This window comes from Micromonospora sp. LZ34 (assembly GCF_052981855.1).
This window is the reverse complement of record NZ_JBRIQN010000015.1, coordinates 13,685-30,122: the sequence shown is the minus strand read 5'-3', so window position 1 is coordinate 30,122 and position 16,438 is coordinate 13,685. Positions and strand designations below refer to the sequence as shown.

The window sequence follows — 16,438 nt, the reverse complement described above, 5'->3', positions numbered from 1 at the left end:
AGCTAGGCGATGGTGGGGTAGGCGAACTGGACGCCGGTCAGCTGTTCGGACACGTCCCACAGGCGGCGACCGGTGTCGGCGTCGGTCGCCGCGGGGGACAGCCGCACCAGCGTCGGCCGGCCGCGTAGCTCGGCGAGGCCGTCCGGCCCGATGAACTGGCCGCCCTGCACGTCCGGGTCGGTCGCCGCGTAGAGCTGCGGCAACGCGCCGTCGGACGGGGACTGGGCGAGGATCGGGTTGCCGATGCGGCCGAGCGCCACCCGCCACAGGCCGACCGGCGCGCCGCTCTGCAGGTTGGTGGCGGTGTAGCCGGGATGGGCGAGCACGCTGCGCACCGGGCTGCCCGCGGCGGTCAGCCTCCGGTGGAGTTCCCACCCGAAGACGGCGTTGGCGAGCTTGGACTGGTTGTAGAAGGCCATGGGGGAGTAGCGGCGCTCGCCGGTGAGGTCGTCGAACCGGAGCCGCCCCTGCCGGTGGTTGATCGAACTCACGGTGACCACGCGCGGGTCGCGTCCCGTGGCCAGCAGGTCGAGCAGCAGCGCGGTGAGCGCGAAGTGGCCGAGGTGGTTGCTGGCGAACTGCAGCTCGTGGCCCTGTGCGCTCAGCGACCGGGGCGGCGCCATCACGCCGGCGTTGTTGACGAGCACATCCACCCGTGAGTGGTCGGCGCGAACCCGGTCGGCGAAGGCTCGGACCGAGTCGAGATCGGCCAGGTCGAGGTGGCGTACGTCGAGGCTCGCGGCCGGGTGCTCGGCGGCGATCTCCGCGACCGCTCGGCGGCCCTTCGCCTCGTCGCGTACCGCGAGGATCACGTGCCCGCCCCGGCGGGCGAGCGCCCGGGTGGTCGCCAGACCGAGGCCGCTGTTGGCTCCGGTGACGACGAAAACCCGGCCGGTCTGGTCCGGGATCCGTTCGGTGGTCCAGCCTTTCCGCATCATGCGGCATATCATGTCGCCGATGGCACCCAGTGTCAATAAATGCCCAGGATGTCATCCGTGGCATCGCTTACCATTGGCCGGTGACCACCCGCCCGGAAGCCACCATGGCCCAGCGCAAGCGTCAGCTCGTTTCGGACGAGTTGACCGAGGCGGCGCTGCAGCTGTTGGCGCTTAACGGGTTCGACGTGGTCACCATCGACGAGATCGCGGCCACGGCCGGCGTCTCCCGGCGTACGTTCTTCCGCTACTTCGCGTCCAAGGAAGACGTCGTCGTCCAGTTCCTGACCGGCATGGGCGCCGACATCCGCGCGGAACTGGCGGCCCGCCCCGTCGAGGAGCCACCCTCCGTCGCGTTGCGGCACGCCGTCTGGGTCCCGATCGCGGCCTGCGCCGACCACCCGGACCGGGCGCTGCGGGTGGTCCAGCTGATCCTGCGTACCCCCGCACTGCTTGCGCGTTTCCTGGAGCGCCAGGCGCAGTGGCGCGACGACCTGGCGGCGGAGCTGGGTGGCCGGCTGCGGCTCGACCCGGCGACCGACCTGTATCCGCAGCTGGCCGCCGGGATGGCGCTGAGCGCCTTCGACGCCGTGCTGCAACGCTGGAGCGACAGCGACGGCGTCGAAGACCCCGCCGACCTCACCGACCGGGCCTTCGCCGTCATCGCCCCGGCGCTGGACGCCGTCGCAGGGCGAGTCGCCGGCGCATCGCGATAGAGCCGGTCACCGGCCCGGGGGCTGGTATTCGAGCCGTTCCCGGGTCGCCTCGTCGATCTCGTCCGCGGTCAGGATCGGGGTGACCCGGGTGTCCACCCCGCCGGCCGCGCGGATGTCGATGGCGAGCGCGGCCGCGGTCTTGTGGTCCGGCAGGTCGCACACCACGTAGGTGTCGTCCGCGCCGAATCCGAAGTACATCGACTCCATGCTGCCGCCGGCGCCTTCGATCATCTTCCGGACGACCTCGACGCGTTTGGTGCCACCGTCGACGGTCAGCCCCTTTATCCCCTCAACCGTGTAGCTCGATTTCAGTAGGAATTTGGCCACGCCGCCATCACCTCCTGAGATTGATCGCCCAGGGCTCAGCCCGTGCCCTGCCGCTGGACGCGCTCGGCGCCCTCGACCTTGGCCCGGCCCTGGTCGCGTTCGCTGCCCGCGGACCCGGTCGCGGTGCGCAGGTGCCGGGCCTTCGGCGAGTGCTCCACCGGCGAGCCCTGGTGGCCCCGCGCGCCGCTGCCGGGATGCTGCCGGCCGCGCGCCGATTCGCCGCCGGGATCATGCTTGTTTGGCTTGTGGCTACCCATGGCCGGCGCGTACCCGGTACGCCGGCCGCTACGCATCCGACGATCCGGGTCGGGCGGGCGCGCGAGTCACGATCAAGGCAGCAGTGGCTCATCGATGATCCGCTCGCCGACGAGCTCGGCCAGAAGATCAACGACATCGGTTTCTGGATGCAGAAGTGACGGACGCCGTCCACCGGCCGGATCTGCCGGAGCGGATGTGCCCGAGTACGCCCGCGGCCAACGCCACGGTCTTCCTCGGCATGATCACCCCGGCGGGTCGGGTCGCCTACGTCACACCGCAGCTGCCGGCCGAGGTCGCGCTCGCCACCCAGGCCGACTCGGACACTCCGGTGGAGTCCCGCTACCGGCTCGCCGGCCCCTGCGTCACCTCCAAGTGCGGCTTCTGGACCGGCGACCACTGCGGCCTCGGCGAACGCCTGGTCGCCTCCTACCAGGAGACGGCCGGCGCCCCCGAGACCGCGCTGCCTGGCTGTGCGATCCGGCGGACCTGCCGCTGGTTCGCCGAGCAAGGCGCCGCGGCCTGCACTCCCTGCTCCCACGTCATCACCGACGCCCACTGACGACGCAAGCGTCGCGAGGGAAACCCTGCACATGTCCTCTCTACGTGTATAGGGTTTCCCTCATGGGGTCGGCAGACGAGGCAGCGGCTGAGACGGCACCTCTGCGCGCACTCCCGCAAACCTTCACGTATTCCCAGGCCAAGGCAGCCGGCCTCTCGGACAGGCGGATCTACCGATTGCGTGATCAAGGGGCCATCGCCGCTATCGGACGAGGTCTCTACCGCCGTAACGACGCCGAGGTGGCGGACGTGGATCTCCTCGAGATCGCCCGCCGAGCATCGTCCGCAACCCTGTGCCTCACTACCGCTCTGGCGCGCCATCAGCTGATCGACGAGATTCCTGCCCGCATTGACGTCGCCTTGCCGCGTGGACAGCATCAACCGGCCACCGCGGCTCCAGTCAGCTGGCACTCGTTCGACAGGGCCACCTTTCATATAGGGCGTAACGAGCTTCGCCTCGACGCGGAGACGTCGATCGGGTTGTATAGCCCAGAACGCAGCATCATCGACGCGATCCGGCTGCGGCATAGTGAGGGCTCGGAACTGGCGTACTTAGCGTTACGGCGCTGGCTGAGACGCGGCGGCTCGTCGCCGTCGCAGCTGCTGACGATGTCTCGGCGCTTCCCCCGGGCAGAGCGACCGCTCCGAGAGGCACTGGAGATCCTGCTGTGACCGCACGTCCGACCCGAGCTACCGTCGCTGGTTGCGCCTATCTCGACTTGCAGAACCTTGCTCGACGCACTGGGCGGCCCACGGACGAACTTCATCAGGTCTACGCCTTGGAGGGCTTCCTCGCCCGCTTGGCCCTGTCCGCCTACGCGGACAAGCTCGTACTCAAAGGCGGCGTGCTGTTGGCGGCCTATGCCGCCCGCCGCCCTACCCGCGACGTCGATCTGCAAGGACGATGGATGTCAAACGACGTCGACCAGGTTCTCGACATCGTCCGTAGCATCGCGCGTCAGGAGATCGACGACGGCCTGATTTTTGATACCGACAACGCGGCAGCGGAGACGATCCGGGACGATGACGTCTATGCCGGGGTACGCGTCAGCCTCACCGGCACGCTCGCCGCAGCGCAGTTGGCGTTCCACGTCGACGTGAATGTCGGCGACCCGATCTGGCCCGACCCGCAGCCGATCAAGCTGCCCCGCCTACTCGACGGAGAGATCGTGGTCGCCGGCTACCCGCTCCCCATGGTGTACGCGGAGAAGCTGATCACGGCTCTCCAGCGAGGGCCGGCGAACACCCGATGGCGTGACTTCGCGGATGTCTTCCTTCTGGCAGGACAGCACGATGTCGACGGGCATGAACTGGCGGTGGCCATGCGACGGGTGGCCGAGTACCGCGAGGTGACGCTCACGCCGCTGAGTAACGCCCTTGACGGCTACGCTGCCCTGGCAGAGCGGCGGTGGGCCGCGTGGCGACGGAAGCATCGCCTCGATGATCGGCTGCCACGAGACTTCGGCGAGGTGCTGCAGCGGGTGTACGCACTCGCCGATCCGGCGTTAACCGGCACGTGTGACGGGAGGACCTGGAGCTCAGCCTCTCTTGTCTGGACGGCTGGGTGACGCCGGCAGACCGGCCACCCGCCGGACCGCCAAGCCATCTCGCGCGGCTCAATCAGTCGGTGACACGTCGAGCCGGGTGATCTGCTCGGGGTCGGCGACCAGGTCGATCGTCGTGATCCAGCCGTCGGTGAGCGTGAACCGCATGACCATGCGTGACGTGTCGCCGGCCGCCCACACGGGCGCCGGACACCCCGTCGAAGAACGCCGGCCGCGCCGCCCGGCCGTCCGGGTGGCTACGTCCCCGCTCGCTTCGCTTGCGGCGCTGATCGCCGTCGCCGCGACGGTCGCGGGGTGTGGGACGCTCCGCGCGACTGGTCTGCCGATAGTGTTCCGGAAACGGCGGGTAGGGGTGAGGACAGGTGCTGGCTGGGTTCGCGGTGCCGCCCGCGGTGGAAGCGGAACAGGTGGTCACGGCCGTGCTGGCCGACCTGCGGTCCGGCGACCATCGCGGCGTGGTGGTCGACTCGCCGCCCGGGGCCGGCAAGTCGACCCTGGTGGTAAGCGCCGCCGTCGAGCTGGCCGCCGCCGGCGAGCCACTGATCGTCGTCGCGCAGACCAACGAGCAGGTCGACGACCTCATCGACCGCCTGGCGCGGCAGGCGCCCGAGCTGCCGATCGGCCGGCTCTCCGCCACCGACTACCAGCCGTCCGAGCGGGTCACGGGGCACGAGACGGTGCGGGTCGCCGCGAAGGTCACCGACCTCGGCGGTGCGGCCGTCATCATCGGTACGGCCGCCAAGTGGGCGACGGTCGGCGAGGGCACCTGGCCGTGGGCGATCGTCGACGAGGCGTACCAGATGCGCTCGGACGCCCTGCTGCGGGTTGCTGGCAGGTTCGAGCGGGCGCTGTTCGTCGGCGACCCCGGGCAGCTCGACCCGTTCTCCACGGTCGACACCGCGCGGTGGACGGGCCTCACCTGGGACCCGATGCAGTCCGCCGTGGCGGTGCTGCTGCGCCACAACCCCGAGCTGCCCGTGCACCGGCTGCCGGTGTCCTGGCGGCTGCCCGCCTCGGCGGCGCCGGTGGTCGCCTCGGCGTTCTACCCCTTCACCGGGTTCCGCGCCGGCACCGGCCCGGAGGACCGGGCGTTGTCGTTGACGAAGGCCGGGCCGGGCGACGCGGTCGACGCGGCGGTCGAGCTGGCCGCGATGTCGGGCTGGGGCCTGTACCAGCTGCCGGCGGGACACACCCTCCGGACGGACGTGGCGGCGGCCTCGGCCTGCGCGGCGCTCGCCGTGCGGCTGCTGGAACGGGGAGCGGTCGCCGTCTCCGAGCACCGACCGGCGGGTACGCCGGTCACCGCGGACCGGATCGCGATCGGCGGGGCGCACCGCGACCAGGCCGCCGCCATCCGCGCGCGGCTCGGCGCCGCCGGAGCGGGCATCACCGTCGACACCGCCAACCGGCTGCAGGGCCGCGAGTACGACGTCACCATCGTGCTGCACCCGCTGTCCGGGCGGCGGGACGCCACGGCGTTCCACCTGGAGTCGGGGCGGCTCTGCGTGCTGGCGTCCCGCCACCGGCACGCGTGCATCGTGGTGGCGCGGGACGGGATCGGTGAGCTGCTCGACGCCCACCCGTCGACCGAGCCGATGCACCTCGACGTCGCGGTGAAGTTCCCCGACGGCTGGGAGGCGAACCAGTCGATGATGACCCACCTGGACCGGCACGCTGTCCGGGTCGGCGTGCTGGGGAATTCCCGGTAGCGGATCTCGTCGGTCACCCCTGTCGGGCCTCGGGAGCGACCTCCAGCCCGAGTGCACCTCGACGACATCCGGGGCCGGGTCAAGCTGCCGGACGCCGGCGCGGAATCGGTGCAGGACGTGGGCGGCGGGAAGCTGACCGCCACCCTCCGGGACGCCGACGCGCACCATCGGCCTGCTCCGATCGGCATGACCCGGGGGAGTGGACGAGGCCTTGCCGGTGTCCACTCCGGACGGGCCAACGCGATTCGCCGCGCTTCACTACTGTCACTGCGGTGACGGGGATTAGGCTGCGCCGTGCCGGTCGACTGGGTTTCGTGCTGTTCGCTCTCGCGGCGTTCGGGCTGTTCACGATGCCGTGGTTCCGCGGCGACGGCGGAGAGGTGATCATCGGCCTGGACCTGGGCTACGTCGAGCCCGAGCTGCCCAGCACCCCGAATCCGCTGACCCAGTACTTCCTGGAACTGGCGCCGCTGCCGGCGTACGTCGGGCTGTTGCTCGCGTTCACCGTGGCGGTGCGGCGGCGGTGGGCACGGATCGTCGCGGTGGTGGTCGTCGTACTGGCCGCCGCGCTGACCGTGGCGGCGGCGGCCGGGCTGCTCACCAGCGTGGAGGACTACTGGGAGCCTGCCGAGGTGGGCCGCTACCGGCTGTTCGCGCTGGTGACCGTCGCGCTGGCGGTGTTGCTGCTGGCCGCCGCCGGCACACTGGCGGTCGGGTTGCGCCAGGTGTACCAGGGGGTCGTGGTGGCGCTGCTGCTCGCCTTCACGGCCTTCCACGTGGTCAACGTCGCGATCCTCGCCGGGTCGGGGGTGGGGGAGAGGATGACGGTGGCGGCGTGGCTGCCGGCGCTGGCGTACCTGCTGGCGGCCGGCTGCGCGGTCCTCGCCGCGACCGGCGCGGCGGCGGCCGAGCGGTCGGAGTTTGCCACCGCTCCCGCACCAGTCCCTCAGCCGGCGGTACGCGCGTAGCCGCCGTGGGCGACGCCGCCGCTGGGGTCCTCGTCCGCCGCGCCGGGGGCCTGCACCACCCCGTCCAGGCTCATTCACTCGTACGCGACCACCCGCCGGCTCATGCCGCCCTACCTTCCATTGCAAGCCCGACGGTGGTAGTCGTACGGGCTGACGCGGGCGAGGCAGGTATGGCTTTCATGCTGGCTGCCGCGGATGGCTTCGGTGGCATGGCCGCCTGTCTCGTCTGCTCTTGCTGACTGCTGATTGGGCTCTGCGATCGATCGCTGTGTAGGGCGTTGACGGCGGCAAGAGCATGCGCGTGTCCGCGACGGGAGAAGGGAGTCACATGGCGGTCGCGATCGGGGTGGACGTGGCCAAGGAGTTCCATTGGGCCACGCTGGTGCACGCCGAGACGGGCCGGCTCCTGGTCAGCCGGAAGGTCGACAACGACCCGCCGGCCATCCAGGCGCTCATTGACGACATCCGAGCCGCTGAAGCCCAGCATGGATCGGCCACGGTGGCCATCGACGTGCTCGGCGGCATCGCCGGGCTGCTGCAGGTCATGCTGGGCGACGCCGGACTGCGGCTGGTGCACGTTTCCGGACTGGCGGTCAACCGCGCTCGCCGGGCCACCCGCGGCGGGGAACACAAGTCCGACCCGCGGGGATGCGAAGGTCATCGCTGACCAGATCCGGCTGCGCGCCGACGAGCTGCGTCCCGTCGAGCCGTCCACCGACGTCGACAGCGAGTTGCGGCTGCTGGCGGCCCGCCGCCGGGAGCTGGTGGTCGACCAGACCCGCCGCATCGGCCGGCTGCGTGACCTGCTCGCCTCGATCCATCCCGGCCTGGAACGCGCCACCGACCCGACGAACAAACTCGTCTCGGCGCTGCTCGCCCGCTACGTCACCCCGGCCGAGATCCGCCGCGCCGGCCGACGCCGCATCAGCGAATACCTGCGCACCACCGGCCGGCACACCACCGCGACCATCGACGCTCTGGTCGACAAGGCACTGACCGCCGCCGGCGCTCAACACGTCGTCGTGCCCGGCGAAGCGGTCGCCGCCGACCTCGTCCGCGACCTCGCCCGCGAAGTGCTCACCTGCCGCGACAAGCTCACCAACCTGGACAAGCGCATCGCTGAACTCCTCGACCGCCACCCTGACGCGGCCCTCATCCAGTCCCTGCCCGGGATGGGGGCCACCCTCACCGCCGAGTTCCTCGCCGTGGCAGGCGGCATCACCCGATTCGCCACCGGCAACCAACTCGCCAGCGCCGCCGGCCTCGCACCGGTGCTGCAACAATCCGGCAAGGTCCACTACCTGCGCCGCGCCACCAGCGGCGACAAAACCCTCAAACGAATCTTCTACCAGTCGGCGTTCTGCGCCCTGCAACGCGATCCCGCCAGCCGCGCCTTCTACGACCGCAAACGCGCCGAAGGCAAACGACACCACCAAGCCCTCATCGCCCTGGCCCGCCGACGCATCAACGTGCTGCACGCCATCCTGCGCACCCGCCAGCCCTACCGACTCGATCATGCTCTCGCGGCTTGACTCAGTCATTAGGCTGCCACCACCGCGAGCTTGTCCAGCGCCGACGTCCAGCCGTCCTCGACGTTCTCGGCGACGTGCGGCATCGCCTCGGCCAGCGCGTCGAGCCGTTCGTGCAACAGGGTCAGCGCGGTGCCACCGCCGGGGGCGGGACGCAGCGTGACGGTGAGCCGGGATTCGTAGGTCGTGCCCTCGGTGCGCTCCGGGCCGACGAACGTCCACCGCCAGACGATCCGCACGTCCGGGACCAGTTCGACCAGTTGGCAGTCGAAGCCGCCGACGTCCGTGCCGGCGTCGGTGTGCCAGACCTGGTACCGGCCGCCGACCCGCTCGTCGACCTCGACCCGGGTCGCCACCAGGTCGGCCGGCGCCATCCAGCGCCGCAGCAGCTCCGGTTCGAGCCAGGCCCGGTAGACCCGGTGTGGTGGCGCGTCGAGGGTGCGTTCCAGGCGTACGACAAGACTCATCTCTGCTCCTCCGGATGCTCGCGCAGCAGTTCTTCGAGGGCGTCGAGGCGCTCGGTCCAGTGCCGCTGGTAGAAGGTCAGCCAGGCCGAGGCGGATTCGAGTGGGCGCGGCTCCAGCCGGCAGACGTGCCGCCGGCCGGTGACCGTACGCCGGACCAGGCCGGCCTGGCGCCTGCACGTGCTTGGACGCCGCGGCGAGGGACATGTCCAGCGGCTCGGCCAATTCGCCGACGGTCAGCTCGCCCTCGGCCAGCCGTCGCAGCACGTTATCAACTCCGGCACGACCGCCCGACCGCGTGTCGCCCGGCCTTGACGGCGCTGTGCGACAACCGGCTGGTCAGACGGGGGTGTTCGAGGTTCCGACGTGTCTCCATGACGCCGGCAGTCAGGGCTGATCCAGTAGTAAGCCTTCGGCGACGCGGCCGCTGCCGCGAGCCAGTAGGCCGGGCACGAAACTTAACGGGTTCGACCTGCTGGGCGGATGGGTGCCGGTGCGGCGTGATGAGGTAGCGGCTGGGTCGGATCCTGCGGCCGAGGTTGCGTCATCCTGGGAGCCCGGCACATCTTCGCTGGGGATCTCAAGGTCTAGCTTGAGCCGCCTGGTTTCCTCGTCTAACGCCGCCAGGAACCCCTCAGTATCCTGCGGGCTCATCTGGCGCAGCCGGTCGCTGACGCGCTCCATGCCGGCGGCGAACTCGTACCGCTCGATGTCAGTCATGTGCCAGCACAGCATCGCCCGTTCGGACGCCGTCGGCTCTCCCCGATAGGCGACAACCGCGTTATGCGGCAGTGACTTCAGCAGGACGTGGCCGACGCCCGGCTTCTCGTCCAGGTCGAGCGTCATGTCGTCTGCATCTTCGAGGTCAAGGTCGGGTGGCGTCGTCGACGCATCTTCTCCGTGGACATCGGTCATCGGAACATCCTCGCCGTGGTGTTCTTGGCTGTCAGCAACTGAAGGTAGTGAGTCAGCTCGTCTTTTAGGCGCCAGCGTAGATAGATCGCGTTGATGATGGCAGCAAGTCCGACGAACAACACGCCAACGTTGACCGAAAGGTGACCGATCACTGGATCAAGCGCGGGAAGTCCAACGTTCTTGATCATCCATTCGGGAGGCGGCTTGACGTATAGGATGGCGGCGGCAACCGAGGTCAGGCCGGTGACCAGCAGGCCAGCGAAAGTTGTCAATGAGGACCGCTGAAGTTTTTCCATGGAATATCCGACGAAGGTGGCGGCGACTGGGGAGATCGCCAAGAGGAAGGCCAAGACATCCCCGGACACGTCCGCCCCGTTTCTCGGAACGAAGAACGCGAGAACGGTTATCACGAACGCCGACAAGGTGGCGAGCCAGCACGTGAGCCCGAGTGCTCCAGGTGGGACCTCATCGAAGATGATCTGCATGACAAGGTCCTTAGGTTTGCAGGTGTCGAAGCGTCGCGTGTATAGGTGTGCGTACGGCAAGGCTTGATGGTGGCGAACCCGTAAATAGGCCAGCTTACTCATTGTCTTGATGTCGTCCTGCCGAATCGTGATACCTGTCTTCGCGGACTGGACGTAATGCGCCTTTACGTAACTGTTGGGACCGGCGTGCATGCGGAAGTGGTAACTGTTAGTAATGAATGGCAGGTTGAGCGGGATAACGAATGAATTTGGTTGAAGGCCGTATCTCACGCGACGCCGACGTTCGGGAGTGGCCACGCGCCCGTAGAGCGGAACCGTCTTCGTGTATCGCAAGACCCACTTATAGCCGGTCGGAAGGGGTGCCTCAGCCACGATGACGTAGTTGCGTACCAGGAAAGCGCAGATCCGCCGCAGCTTCGTCAACTGCTTCTCGTCGGCAATCCCCCTCACCGGCGCCACTGCCTTGTCAAAGTATGTGTGTGCGTCTGCTAGACGCACGCGACCCTGCCGGAAAACGAGCCGCAGTAACGCGTAGAGCACCGATGGGTGGTCCTGACCAAACGTCTTTTCGAACTCTGCCTGTAAAATATGTGCCACTACCCCTCGCGCATCTTCCTGTGAAAGGAACGGCAGGGCACTTCCGCCACCATCAGAGGTGTCCACGTTGTCCATCATCGTGCCCTTTGTGGCGGTAATCATCGGCACGAGCATGACGGGCGGCTCGCCACCGTTCTGAGCATTACTCTGCGTCAGTACGTCCACTGACGCGCGGACGCCACCGGCGTTGCTGCCGGAGTTCATCGGATCCGCGGCCTGCATCGACTGAGGGGCGGCCTCCACTACACCTTGGGCAGCAGACTGCCGCTGGTGCGGGATCGGCGGCTCACCTGCCTGGCGTCGTAAGTCGGACAGGTCGTCCAGGGAACTGGTATACGTCGTCGATACGGTGACACGAAGACACTCGCCCACCGGCTCGACTTCGTCAGTCACCCGCACGTGGTAGCGAGCCGGCTCCACCAGCATCTGCCCGAACAACCGGATCGACGAACTCGGGTACTTCTTGCTGACCCGGACCATCGCCTCGATGATCTCCCGGTCGGCCGCCCGTCGGTCCCCCGGATCGATCGGCGGCTTGCCGGGCGCCTCCTCGAAACGCTGCTGCGCCCTCCAGTGCCGCTTCGCCGCCCGTCGGGCCCGCCAAACCAGAACTAGCGCGAGCAACCCCGCGCCAATCCGAGTGGCCGATTCGTCAAGCCATATCGGACGCGCCGGCACGGACGGCATTAGCCAGCCAGCGAGCCCGTCCACGACGGCTACAGCAACTAGCAGCCCTGCCAGGATCAAGTAGGTAATGGATGCTGTTGCCGGTCTGGCAAGGCCCACGCCGACCAACCCCTTCCGCACCACCGGCGGCATCGAAGATTCGTTTCGTTGGGTAACGACAGCCTCGCGCAATGTGAGGTCGATCACATCCTCCAGACGGGTGAATCGCTCGGAACTACGGACATGGATCCCTCCGGAGTTCGACCCGTTCCACAGCCCCGATGACATGGGCAGCGTGGCGTGTGCAACGGGTAGGGAAGATTGCCGTCTGCTCTCACTAGGCCGGAGTCCGCACAGGCACGGAACTCGTCTGTGACCGCAATCCTTACCGGCGGTCCGGAGCGGGTACCTCATCCAGAGTCGCTCGCTTATCAGCAGGCCCGGCTGTGGCGCGGATAGGGCCGACCAGTAGCTGACCGCCGGTAAGTGCAAGTCACCTGGGTCCTAGCCCCTTACGCCAGCCCCGATGCTGGGCGCCGGGGAGCCGGCCACCACCGCCTCTGCGCCCTCTGCCCAGGCCGGATGGTTGGTGGGCCCTAGGCTAGCTGTACTACAGGGCGTCAAGAAGTGGTTGTTTCCGCTGTGGGCTGGCGAACTCAATCCACACCCCGTGACGGGCTGCCTCGCGGTGTCGGGGTCTTCCGCTACCGTCTGGTCGTCATGGAGCCGCGGTTCGGCGAGGTCGTCATCGGGCGGGAGCACCCCGCGGGGCTGCTGCGCGCCGAGGTCGACCGGGCGGCCGCCAGCCACGGCGGCCTCGTCCTGGTCGCCGGCGAGCCCGGCATCGGCAAGACGACGCTGGTCACCGCCGCCGCGAAGGAGGCACGCCAGCGCGGGGCGCTGGTGCTCGGCGCGGCCTGCTGGGACTCCGACAGCGCGCCCGGCTACTGGCCCTGGGTGCAGGTGCTGCGCGGGCTGCGCCGCTCACCCGACGACTGGGCGGTGGCCCGGGAGACCGCCGAGCCGGGCCTGGCCCCCCTGCTCGGCGAGACGACCGACCGCGCGATCCGCGAGGCGATAGACCGCGCGGGCGGCAGCGCGCTAACCCAGGTGCGCGGCGACGAGCACGGCGACCGGGACGAGTTCGACCTCTACGACGCGGTGACCACCGCGCTGGTCGCGGTCTCCCAGCGCCGGCCGGTGGTGGTCGTCCTCGACGACCTGCACTGGGCCGACCCGGCCTCGATGCGGCTGCTCCAGTTCGCCGCCCAGCACACCTGGTTCGAACGGCTCCTGCTGGTCGGCACCTACCGCGACGCCGAGGTGGAGGCCGCCGACCACCCGCTGCGGCCGCTGCTGATGCCGCTGGTGGCCAAGGCGACCACGATCACCCTCACCGGCCTCGGCCGCGACGAGGTCGGCGCGCTGATCAACCGCACCGCCGGCCGCGAGCCGGACGCGGCTCTCGTCGACGAGGTGCACCGGCGCACCGGCGGCAACCCGTTCTTCGTCGAGCAGACCGCCCGGCTCTGGCGCGCCGACGGCCAGGTCAGCACCATCGCCCCCGGCGTACGGGAGGCGGTGCGGCGGCGGCTCGGCCAGCTGCCGGCGGCGGTGGTCGAGGTGCTCACCGTCGCCGCCGTGCTGGGCCGCGAGTTCCACCGGCAGGTCCTCGCGGCCAGCGCCGGCGCGCCGGCGGCGCAGGTCGACCGGCTCCTCGACCGCGCGGTGACCGCCCGGCTGGTGCTGGCCCGCGGCGGCGGCCGGTTCGCCTTCGCCCACGACCTGGTCCGGGAGACCCTCTACGACGGGCTCGCCGACGACGACCGGCGGGCCCGGCACGCCGCCGTGGTGCGGGCGGTCGACGGGTCGGCGACGCTCGCCGAGCGGCTGATCCCGGCCGACCTGGCCCGGCACGCCCACCTCGCCGGCGACCAACTCGACCCGTCCCGGGCGGCCGAGCTGCTGGTCGCCGCCGCTCGGGACGCCGGCCGCCGACTGGCTGTGGACGAGGCGCTGACCCACTTCCGCCGGGCGCTGGAGGTCGCCACCGACCCGACCCAACGCGTGAAGACCATGGTCGAGCTGGGCCAGCTGCTGCACCACGGCGGTGACGGAGACGAGGCCCAACGCCTCTTGGACGCGGCCGCCGAGCTGGCCCTCACCGTCGACGACCCGGTGGTGCTGGCCCGCGTCGCCCTCACCGTCCACCGGCACCACCAGGCCGGCTCCCGGCGCACCACCGATCCGACGGGTCTGCTGCGGGAGGCGTACCGGCGGCAGATCGGCGAGCCCGATCCCGCCGCGCCGGCCGGCACCCTCGTCACCGACCTGATCACCGCCACCGAGACGCGCGCCCGGCGCGGCCACGACGACGAGGCGCTCACGTTCAGCCTGTGGGCCCGGCACGACACCACCTGGGGGCTCGGCACGGCCGCCGAGCGAGCCGCGATCACCGCCGAGATCCGCGAGGTGGCGCGCCGGAGCGGCGACCGGGAGACCGCGCTCTGGGCGACCTCGCTGCGTTGGGTCGCGCTGCTGGAGCTCGGCGACCCGCGCTACCACGCCGAACTCACCGCCTTCGTCACGGAAGCCCGCACGGGCGACGCCCGGCACCGGTTCGCCGCGAGCATCGACGGCGGCATCATCGCCGCGTTCCGCGGCGACTTCAGCCGAGCCGGCGAGCTCTTCGCCGAGTTGGGCGACCTCAGCGAGTGGGAGCACTCCGACTTCGCTTTCATGCGCCACCACCTGCGCTGGTCGTGGCTGCTGCTGCAGGGCCGGTTCGACGAGGCCGACGCCCTGCTCGACGGACTGGACCCGACCGACTACCCGTACCTGCAACTGGTCCGGGCGATCAGCGCCGCCGAGCGCGGCGGCGGCGCGACGGCGCTCCGGCTGACCGCCGCCATCGAGGCGGCCGGCACGACCTATCCCCGGGCAGTGTCGCCGCTGTGGCTGCGGCTGCGCGCGCAGGTCGCCGCCGCGACGGGCGACCCGCGGCGCTGCGCCGAGGCGCGCGACGCGCTGGCGCCGCATCGTGGGCAGTGGCTGGTCGCGCTGTTCGGCTGCGACGTCAGCGGCCCGGTCGACCACTGGCTGGCCCTGGTCGACGCGGCGCAGCAGCGCTGGGACGATGCGGTGGCCGGGTTCGCCGCGGCCCGCGACACCGCCGACCGGATGGGCGCCCGGCCGTGGTCGGTGCTCGCCCGCGCCGCGCTGGCCGACGCACTGGCCCGGCGGGACCGCCCCGGCGACGCGGCCGCCGCCACCGCGTTGCGCGCCGCCACTGCCCGCGACGCCGCCACCCTCGGCATGCACCAGGTTGCCGGCGCGCCGCCCGGCGCGGTGCTCACCCCCGCCGGCCCGCTGACCGGCGCGTCGCCGCCCGCCGGCCATCCCGCGGCCGGCGCGTCGGCCGCCGCGGCGAGTCCCGCGCCCGCTGGCCAGCTCTCGACCGTAGCGTCCGCCGCCGGGGCGAACCCGGCGCACGCGGGCGTCGTCGGGCAGCAGCCGCCCGTCGAGGCGTACGAGTTCCGCCACGACGGCCCGGTCTGGCAGCTCGGCTACGCCGGCACCGTCGTGCACCTGCCCGACGCCAAGGGCCTGCACGACCTGCACCTGCTGCTGAGCCGCCCCGGCGTCGACGTGCCCGCGGTCGAGCTGCTCGACCCGGCCGCCGGCCCGGAACTCGTCGCCGCCCGCCGGATGGGCGGCGACCCGGTCCTCGACGACGAGGCCAAGGCCCGCTACCGGCGGCACCTGGCCCGGCTCGACGACGAGATCGACCGGGCCGCCGAGCGCGGCGACCAGCAGAAGGTGGCCGCCCTCGACGCCGAGCGCGCGGCGCTGCTCGCCGAGCTACGTGCCGCCGCGGGGCTGGCCGGCCGCAGCCGCCGCCTCGGCGACGAGGCCGAGCGGGCCCGCAAGACGGTGACCGCCCGGATCCGGGACGTGCTGCGCAAGCTCGACGACCGCCACCCGGCGCTCGCCGCCCACCTGCGCGAGACCGTCACCACCGGCGGCACCTGCCGCTACCTCCCACCCGAACCGCCGCCCTGGCGGCTATAGCTGTACTGACCGGGACGTTGATCGAGCATCGGCGTCGTGAGTCCACGATCACAGGCGGTGAATGAATCAGGACCGGTGGCTCTTCGCCCTCTGTCGGGCGTAGTAGGCGCGGGCGCGGTTGCGGTCGCCACAGTCCTTCGTGTTGCACCAGCGGCGGTTCCGCCGTGGTGAGGTGTCGAGATAAACCCAGCCGCACTTGGCGTCTTCGCACTGGTGGAGGCGGTCGAGGTCGTGGCGCTGGGCGAGAGCCACGAGCCCGCGGACGATGCGATTGCGGGGCAGGCGGAGGTCGGTTTCCCGGTCTTGCCATTGCCAGCGGTCGCCCGTGCGGACCAGGTCGGCTGCGGCGATCGCCGCCCGGTACATGCCCGCGAGGTCTGCGGCGGCTTCGGGGTCATCCTCGAAGAGAGCTGCGTAGACCCTCTCGCGCGCTTCGATGACCTGTTGCCGTTCCCGCTCGGCCCGGGCGTCGTCCTGGCCGGCGAGGTCGCGCAGGGCCACGGCCTCGTCTCCGCTGATCAGGTCGGACTCGATGCACCAGTCGACGACGTCGGAGAAGGTCTTCAGGTTCTCAGTGCGTTCGCACCCGCCGAGGCGCCAGTCAACGGTGTTCACCAGGTCGAGCATGCGGTCGCCCGCGATGTGGCCGAACCTCACCGTCAGCTCCTCTCATGG

The 16,438-nt window shown here is 70.5% G+C and carries 17 protein-coding genes; 10 read left to right on the top strand and 7 right to left on the bottom strand.

Annotated elements, in window-relative coordinates; genetic code table 11:
* Positions 1–2 precede the first annotated feature (2 nt).
* Positions 3–935 (bottom strand): oxidoreductase, encoded by a 933-nt coding sequence (locus ACVCAH_RS17730; protein ID WP_447137352.1) that lies wholly within the window; start codon positions 933–935, stop codon positions 3–5.
* Between the two features lie 83 nt (positions 936–1,018).
* On the opposite strand from ACVCAH_RS17730, the gene ACVCAH_RS17725 reads away from it, so the two are divergent.
* Positions 1,019–1,651 (top strand): TetR family transcriptional regulator, encoded by a 633-nt coding sequence (locus tag ACVCAH_RS17725; RefSeq protein WP_447137254.1) that lies wholly within the window; start codon positions 1,019–1,021, stop codon positions 1,649–1,651.
* A 6-nt stretch (positions 1,652–1,657) separates the two neighbouring features.
* On the opposite strand, the gene ACVCAH_RS17720 is transcribed toward ACVCAH_RS17725, so the two are convergent.
* Together ACVCAH_RS17720 and ACVCAH_RS17715 are read right to left on the bottom strand one after the other, a co-directional pair.
* Complete coding sequence (locus ACVCAH_RS17720) at positions 1,658–1,978, bottom strand: GYD domain-containing protein (RefSeq protein ID WP_447137253.1); 321 nt, start codon at positions 1,976–1,978, stop codon at positions 1,658–1,660.
* A gap of 35 nt (positions 1,979–2,013) precedes the next feature.
* Positions 2,014–2,136 (bottom strand): hypothetical protein, encoded by a 123-nt coding sequence (locus tag ACVCAH_RS17715; RefSeq protein ID WP_447137252.1) that lies wholly within the window; start codon positions 2,134–2,136, stop codon positions 2,014–2,016.
* 12 nt (positions 2,137–2,148) lie between these two features.
* Between ACVCAH_RS17715 and ACVCAH_RS17710 the strand changes: the two genes are divergently transcribed.
* The 8 genes from ACVCAH_RS17710 (at position 2,149) to ACVCAH_RS17675 (ending at position 8,568) form a co-directional block, all read left to right on the top strand.
* Complete coding sequence (locus tag ACVCAH_RS17710) at positions 2,149–2,394, top strand: hypothetical protein (RefSeq protein ID WP_447137251.1); 246 nt, start codon at positions 2,149–2,151, stop codon at positions 2,392–2,394.
* Positions 2,391–2,795 (top strand): hypothetical protein, encoded by a 405-nt coding sequence (locus tag ACVCAH_RS17705; protein ID WP_447137250.1) that lies wholly within the window; start codon positions 2,391–2,393, stop codon positions 2,793–2,795. Before ACVCAH_RS17710 ends, ACVCAH_RS17705 begins: the two co-directional genes overlap by 4 nt.
* Positions 2,796–2,857: 62 nt before the next feature.
* Positions 2,858–3,466, top strand: a complete 609-nt coding sequence (locus ACVCAH_RS17700; RefSeq protein WP_447137249.1) for a type IV toxin-antitoxin system AbiEi family antitoxin domain-containing protein — start codon at positions 2,858–2,860, stop codon at positions 3,464–3,466.
* 107 nt (positions 3,467–3,573) lie between these two features.
* On the top strand, positions 3,574–4,362 hold the full coding sequence (locus ACVCAH_RS17695; RefSeq protein WP_447137248.1) for a nucleotidyl transferase AbiEii/AbiGii toxin family protein: 789 nt from the start codon (positions 3,574–3,576) through the stop codon (positions 4,360–4,362).
* Positions 4,363–4,724: 362 nt separating this feature from the next.
* A complete protein-coding gene (locus ACVCAH_RS17690) occupies positions 4,725–6,068 on the top strand; it encodes an AAA family ATPase (protein ID WP_447137351.1) in 1,344 nt (447 codons plus the stop codon).
* Positions 6,069–6,382: 314 nt separating this feature from the next.
* Positions 6,383–7,036, top strand: a complete 654-nt coding sequence (locus ACVCAH_RS17685) for a hypothetical protein (protein ID WP_447137247.1) — start codon at positions 6,383–6,385, stop codon at positions 7,034–7,036.
* A 328-nt stretch (positions 7,037–7,364) separates the two neighbouring features.
* Positions 7,365–7,703, top strand: coding sequence for an IS110 family transposase (locus ACVCAH_RS17680; protein WP_447137246.1), 339 nt, complete (start codon positions 7,365–7,367; stop codon positions 7,701–7,703).
* Complete coding sequence (locus ACVCAH_RS17675) at positions 7,696–8,568, top strand: IS110 family transposase (RefSeq protein WP_447137350.1); 873 nt, start codon at positions 7,696–7,698, stop codon at positions 8,566–8,568. Before ACVCAH_RS17680 ends, ACVCAH_RS17675 begins: the two co-directional genes overlap by 8 nt.
* An 8-nt stretch (positions 8,569–8,576) precedes the next feature.
* Here ACVCAH_RS17675 and ACVCAH_RS17670 read toward each other — a convergent pair whose 3' ends face one another.
* The 3 genes from ACVCAH_RS17670 to ACVCAH_RS17660 all read right to left on the bottom strand — a co-directional run bounded on the left by ACVCAH_RS17670 (position 8,577) and on the right by ACVCAH_RS17660 (position 11,899).
* Complete coding sequence (locus tag ACVCAH_RS17670) at positions 8,577–9,032, bottom strand: SRPBCC family protein (RefSeq protein WP_447137245.1); 456 nt, start codon at positions 9,030–9,032, stop codon at positions 8,577–8,579.
* 384 nt (positions 9,033–9,416) lie between these two features.
* Positions 9,417–9,944 (bottom strand): hypothetical protein, encoded by a 528-nt coding sequence (locus tag ACVCAH_RS17665; protein ID WP_447137244.1) that lies wholly within the window; start codon positions 9,942–9,944, stop codon positions 9,417–9,419.
* Positions 9,941–11,899 (bottom strand): hypothetical protein, encoded by a 1,959-nt coding sequence (locus ACVCAH_RS17660; protein WP_447137243.1) that lies wholly within the window; start codon positions 11,897–11,899, stop codon positions 9,941–9,943. Before ACVCAH_RS17660 ends, ACVCAH_RS17665 begins: the two co-directional genes overlap by 4 nt.
* A 513-nt stretch (positions 11,900–12,412) precedes the next feature.
* Here ACVCAH_RS17660 and ACVCAH_RS17655 point away from each other — a divergent pair.
* Positions 12,413–15,763 carry an ATP-binding protein gene (locus tag ACVCAH_RS17655; protein WP_447137242.1) on the top strand — a complete coding sequence of 1,117 codons (3,351 nt, stop codon included), beginning with the start codon at positions 12,413–12,415 and terminating at the stop codon, positions 15,761–15,763.
* Positions 15,764–15,829: 66 nt separating this feature from the next.
* Here ACVCAH_RS17655 and ACVCAH_RS17650 read toward each other — a convergent pair whose 3' ends face one another.
* Positions 15,830–16,420 (bottom strand): CGNR zinc finger domain-containing protein, encoded by a 591-nt coding sequence (locus ACVCAH_RS17650; protein ID WP_447137241.1) that lies wholly within the window; start codon positions 16,418–16,420, stop codon positions 15,830–15,832.
* Between the last annotated feature and the right edge of the window lie 18 nt (positions 16,421–16,438).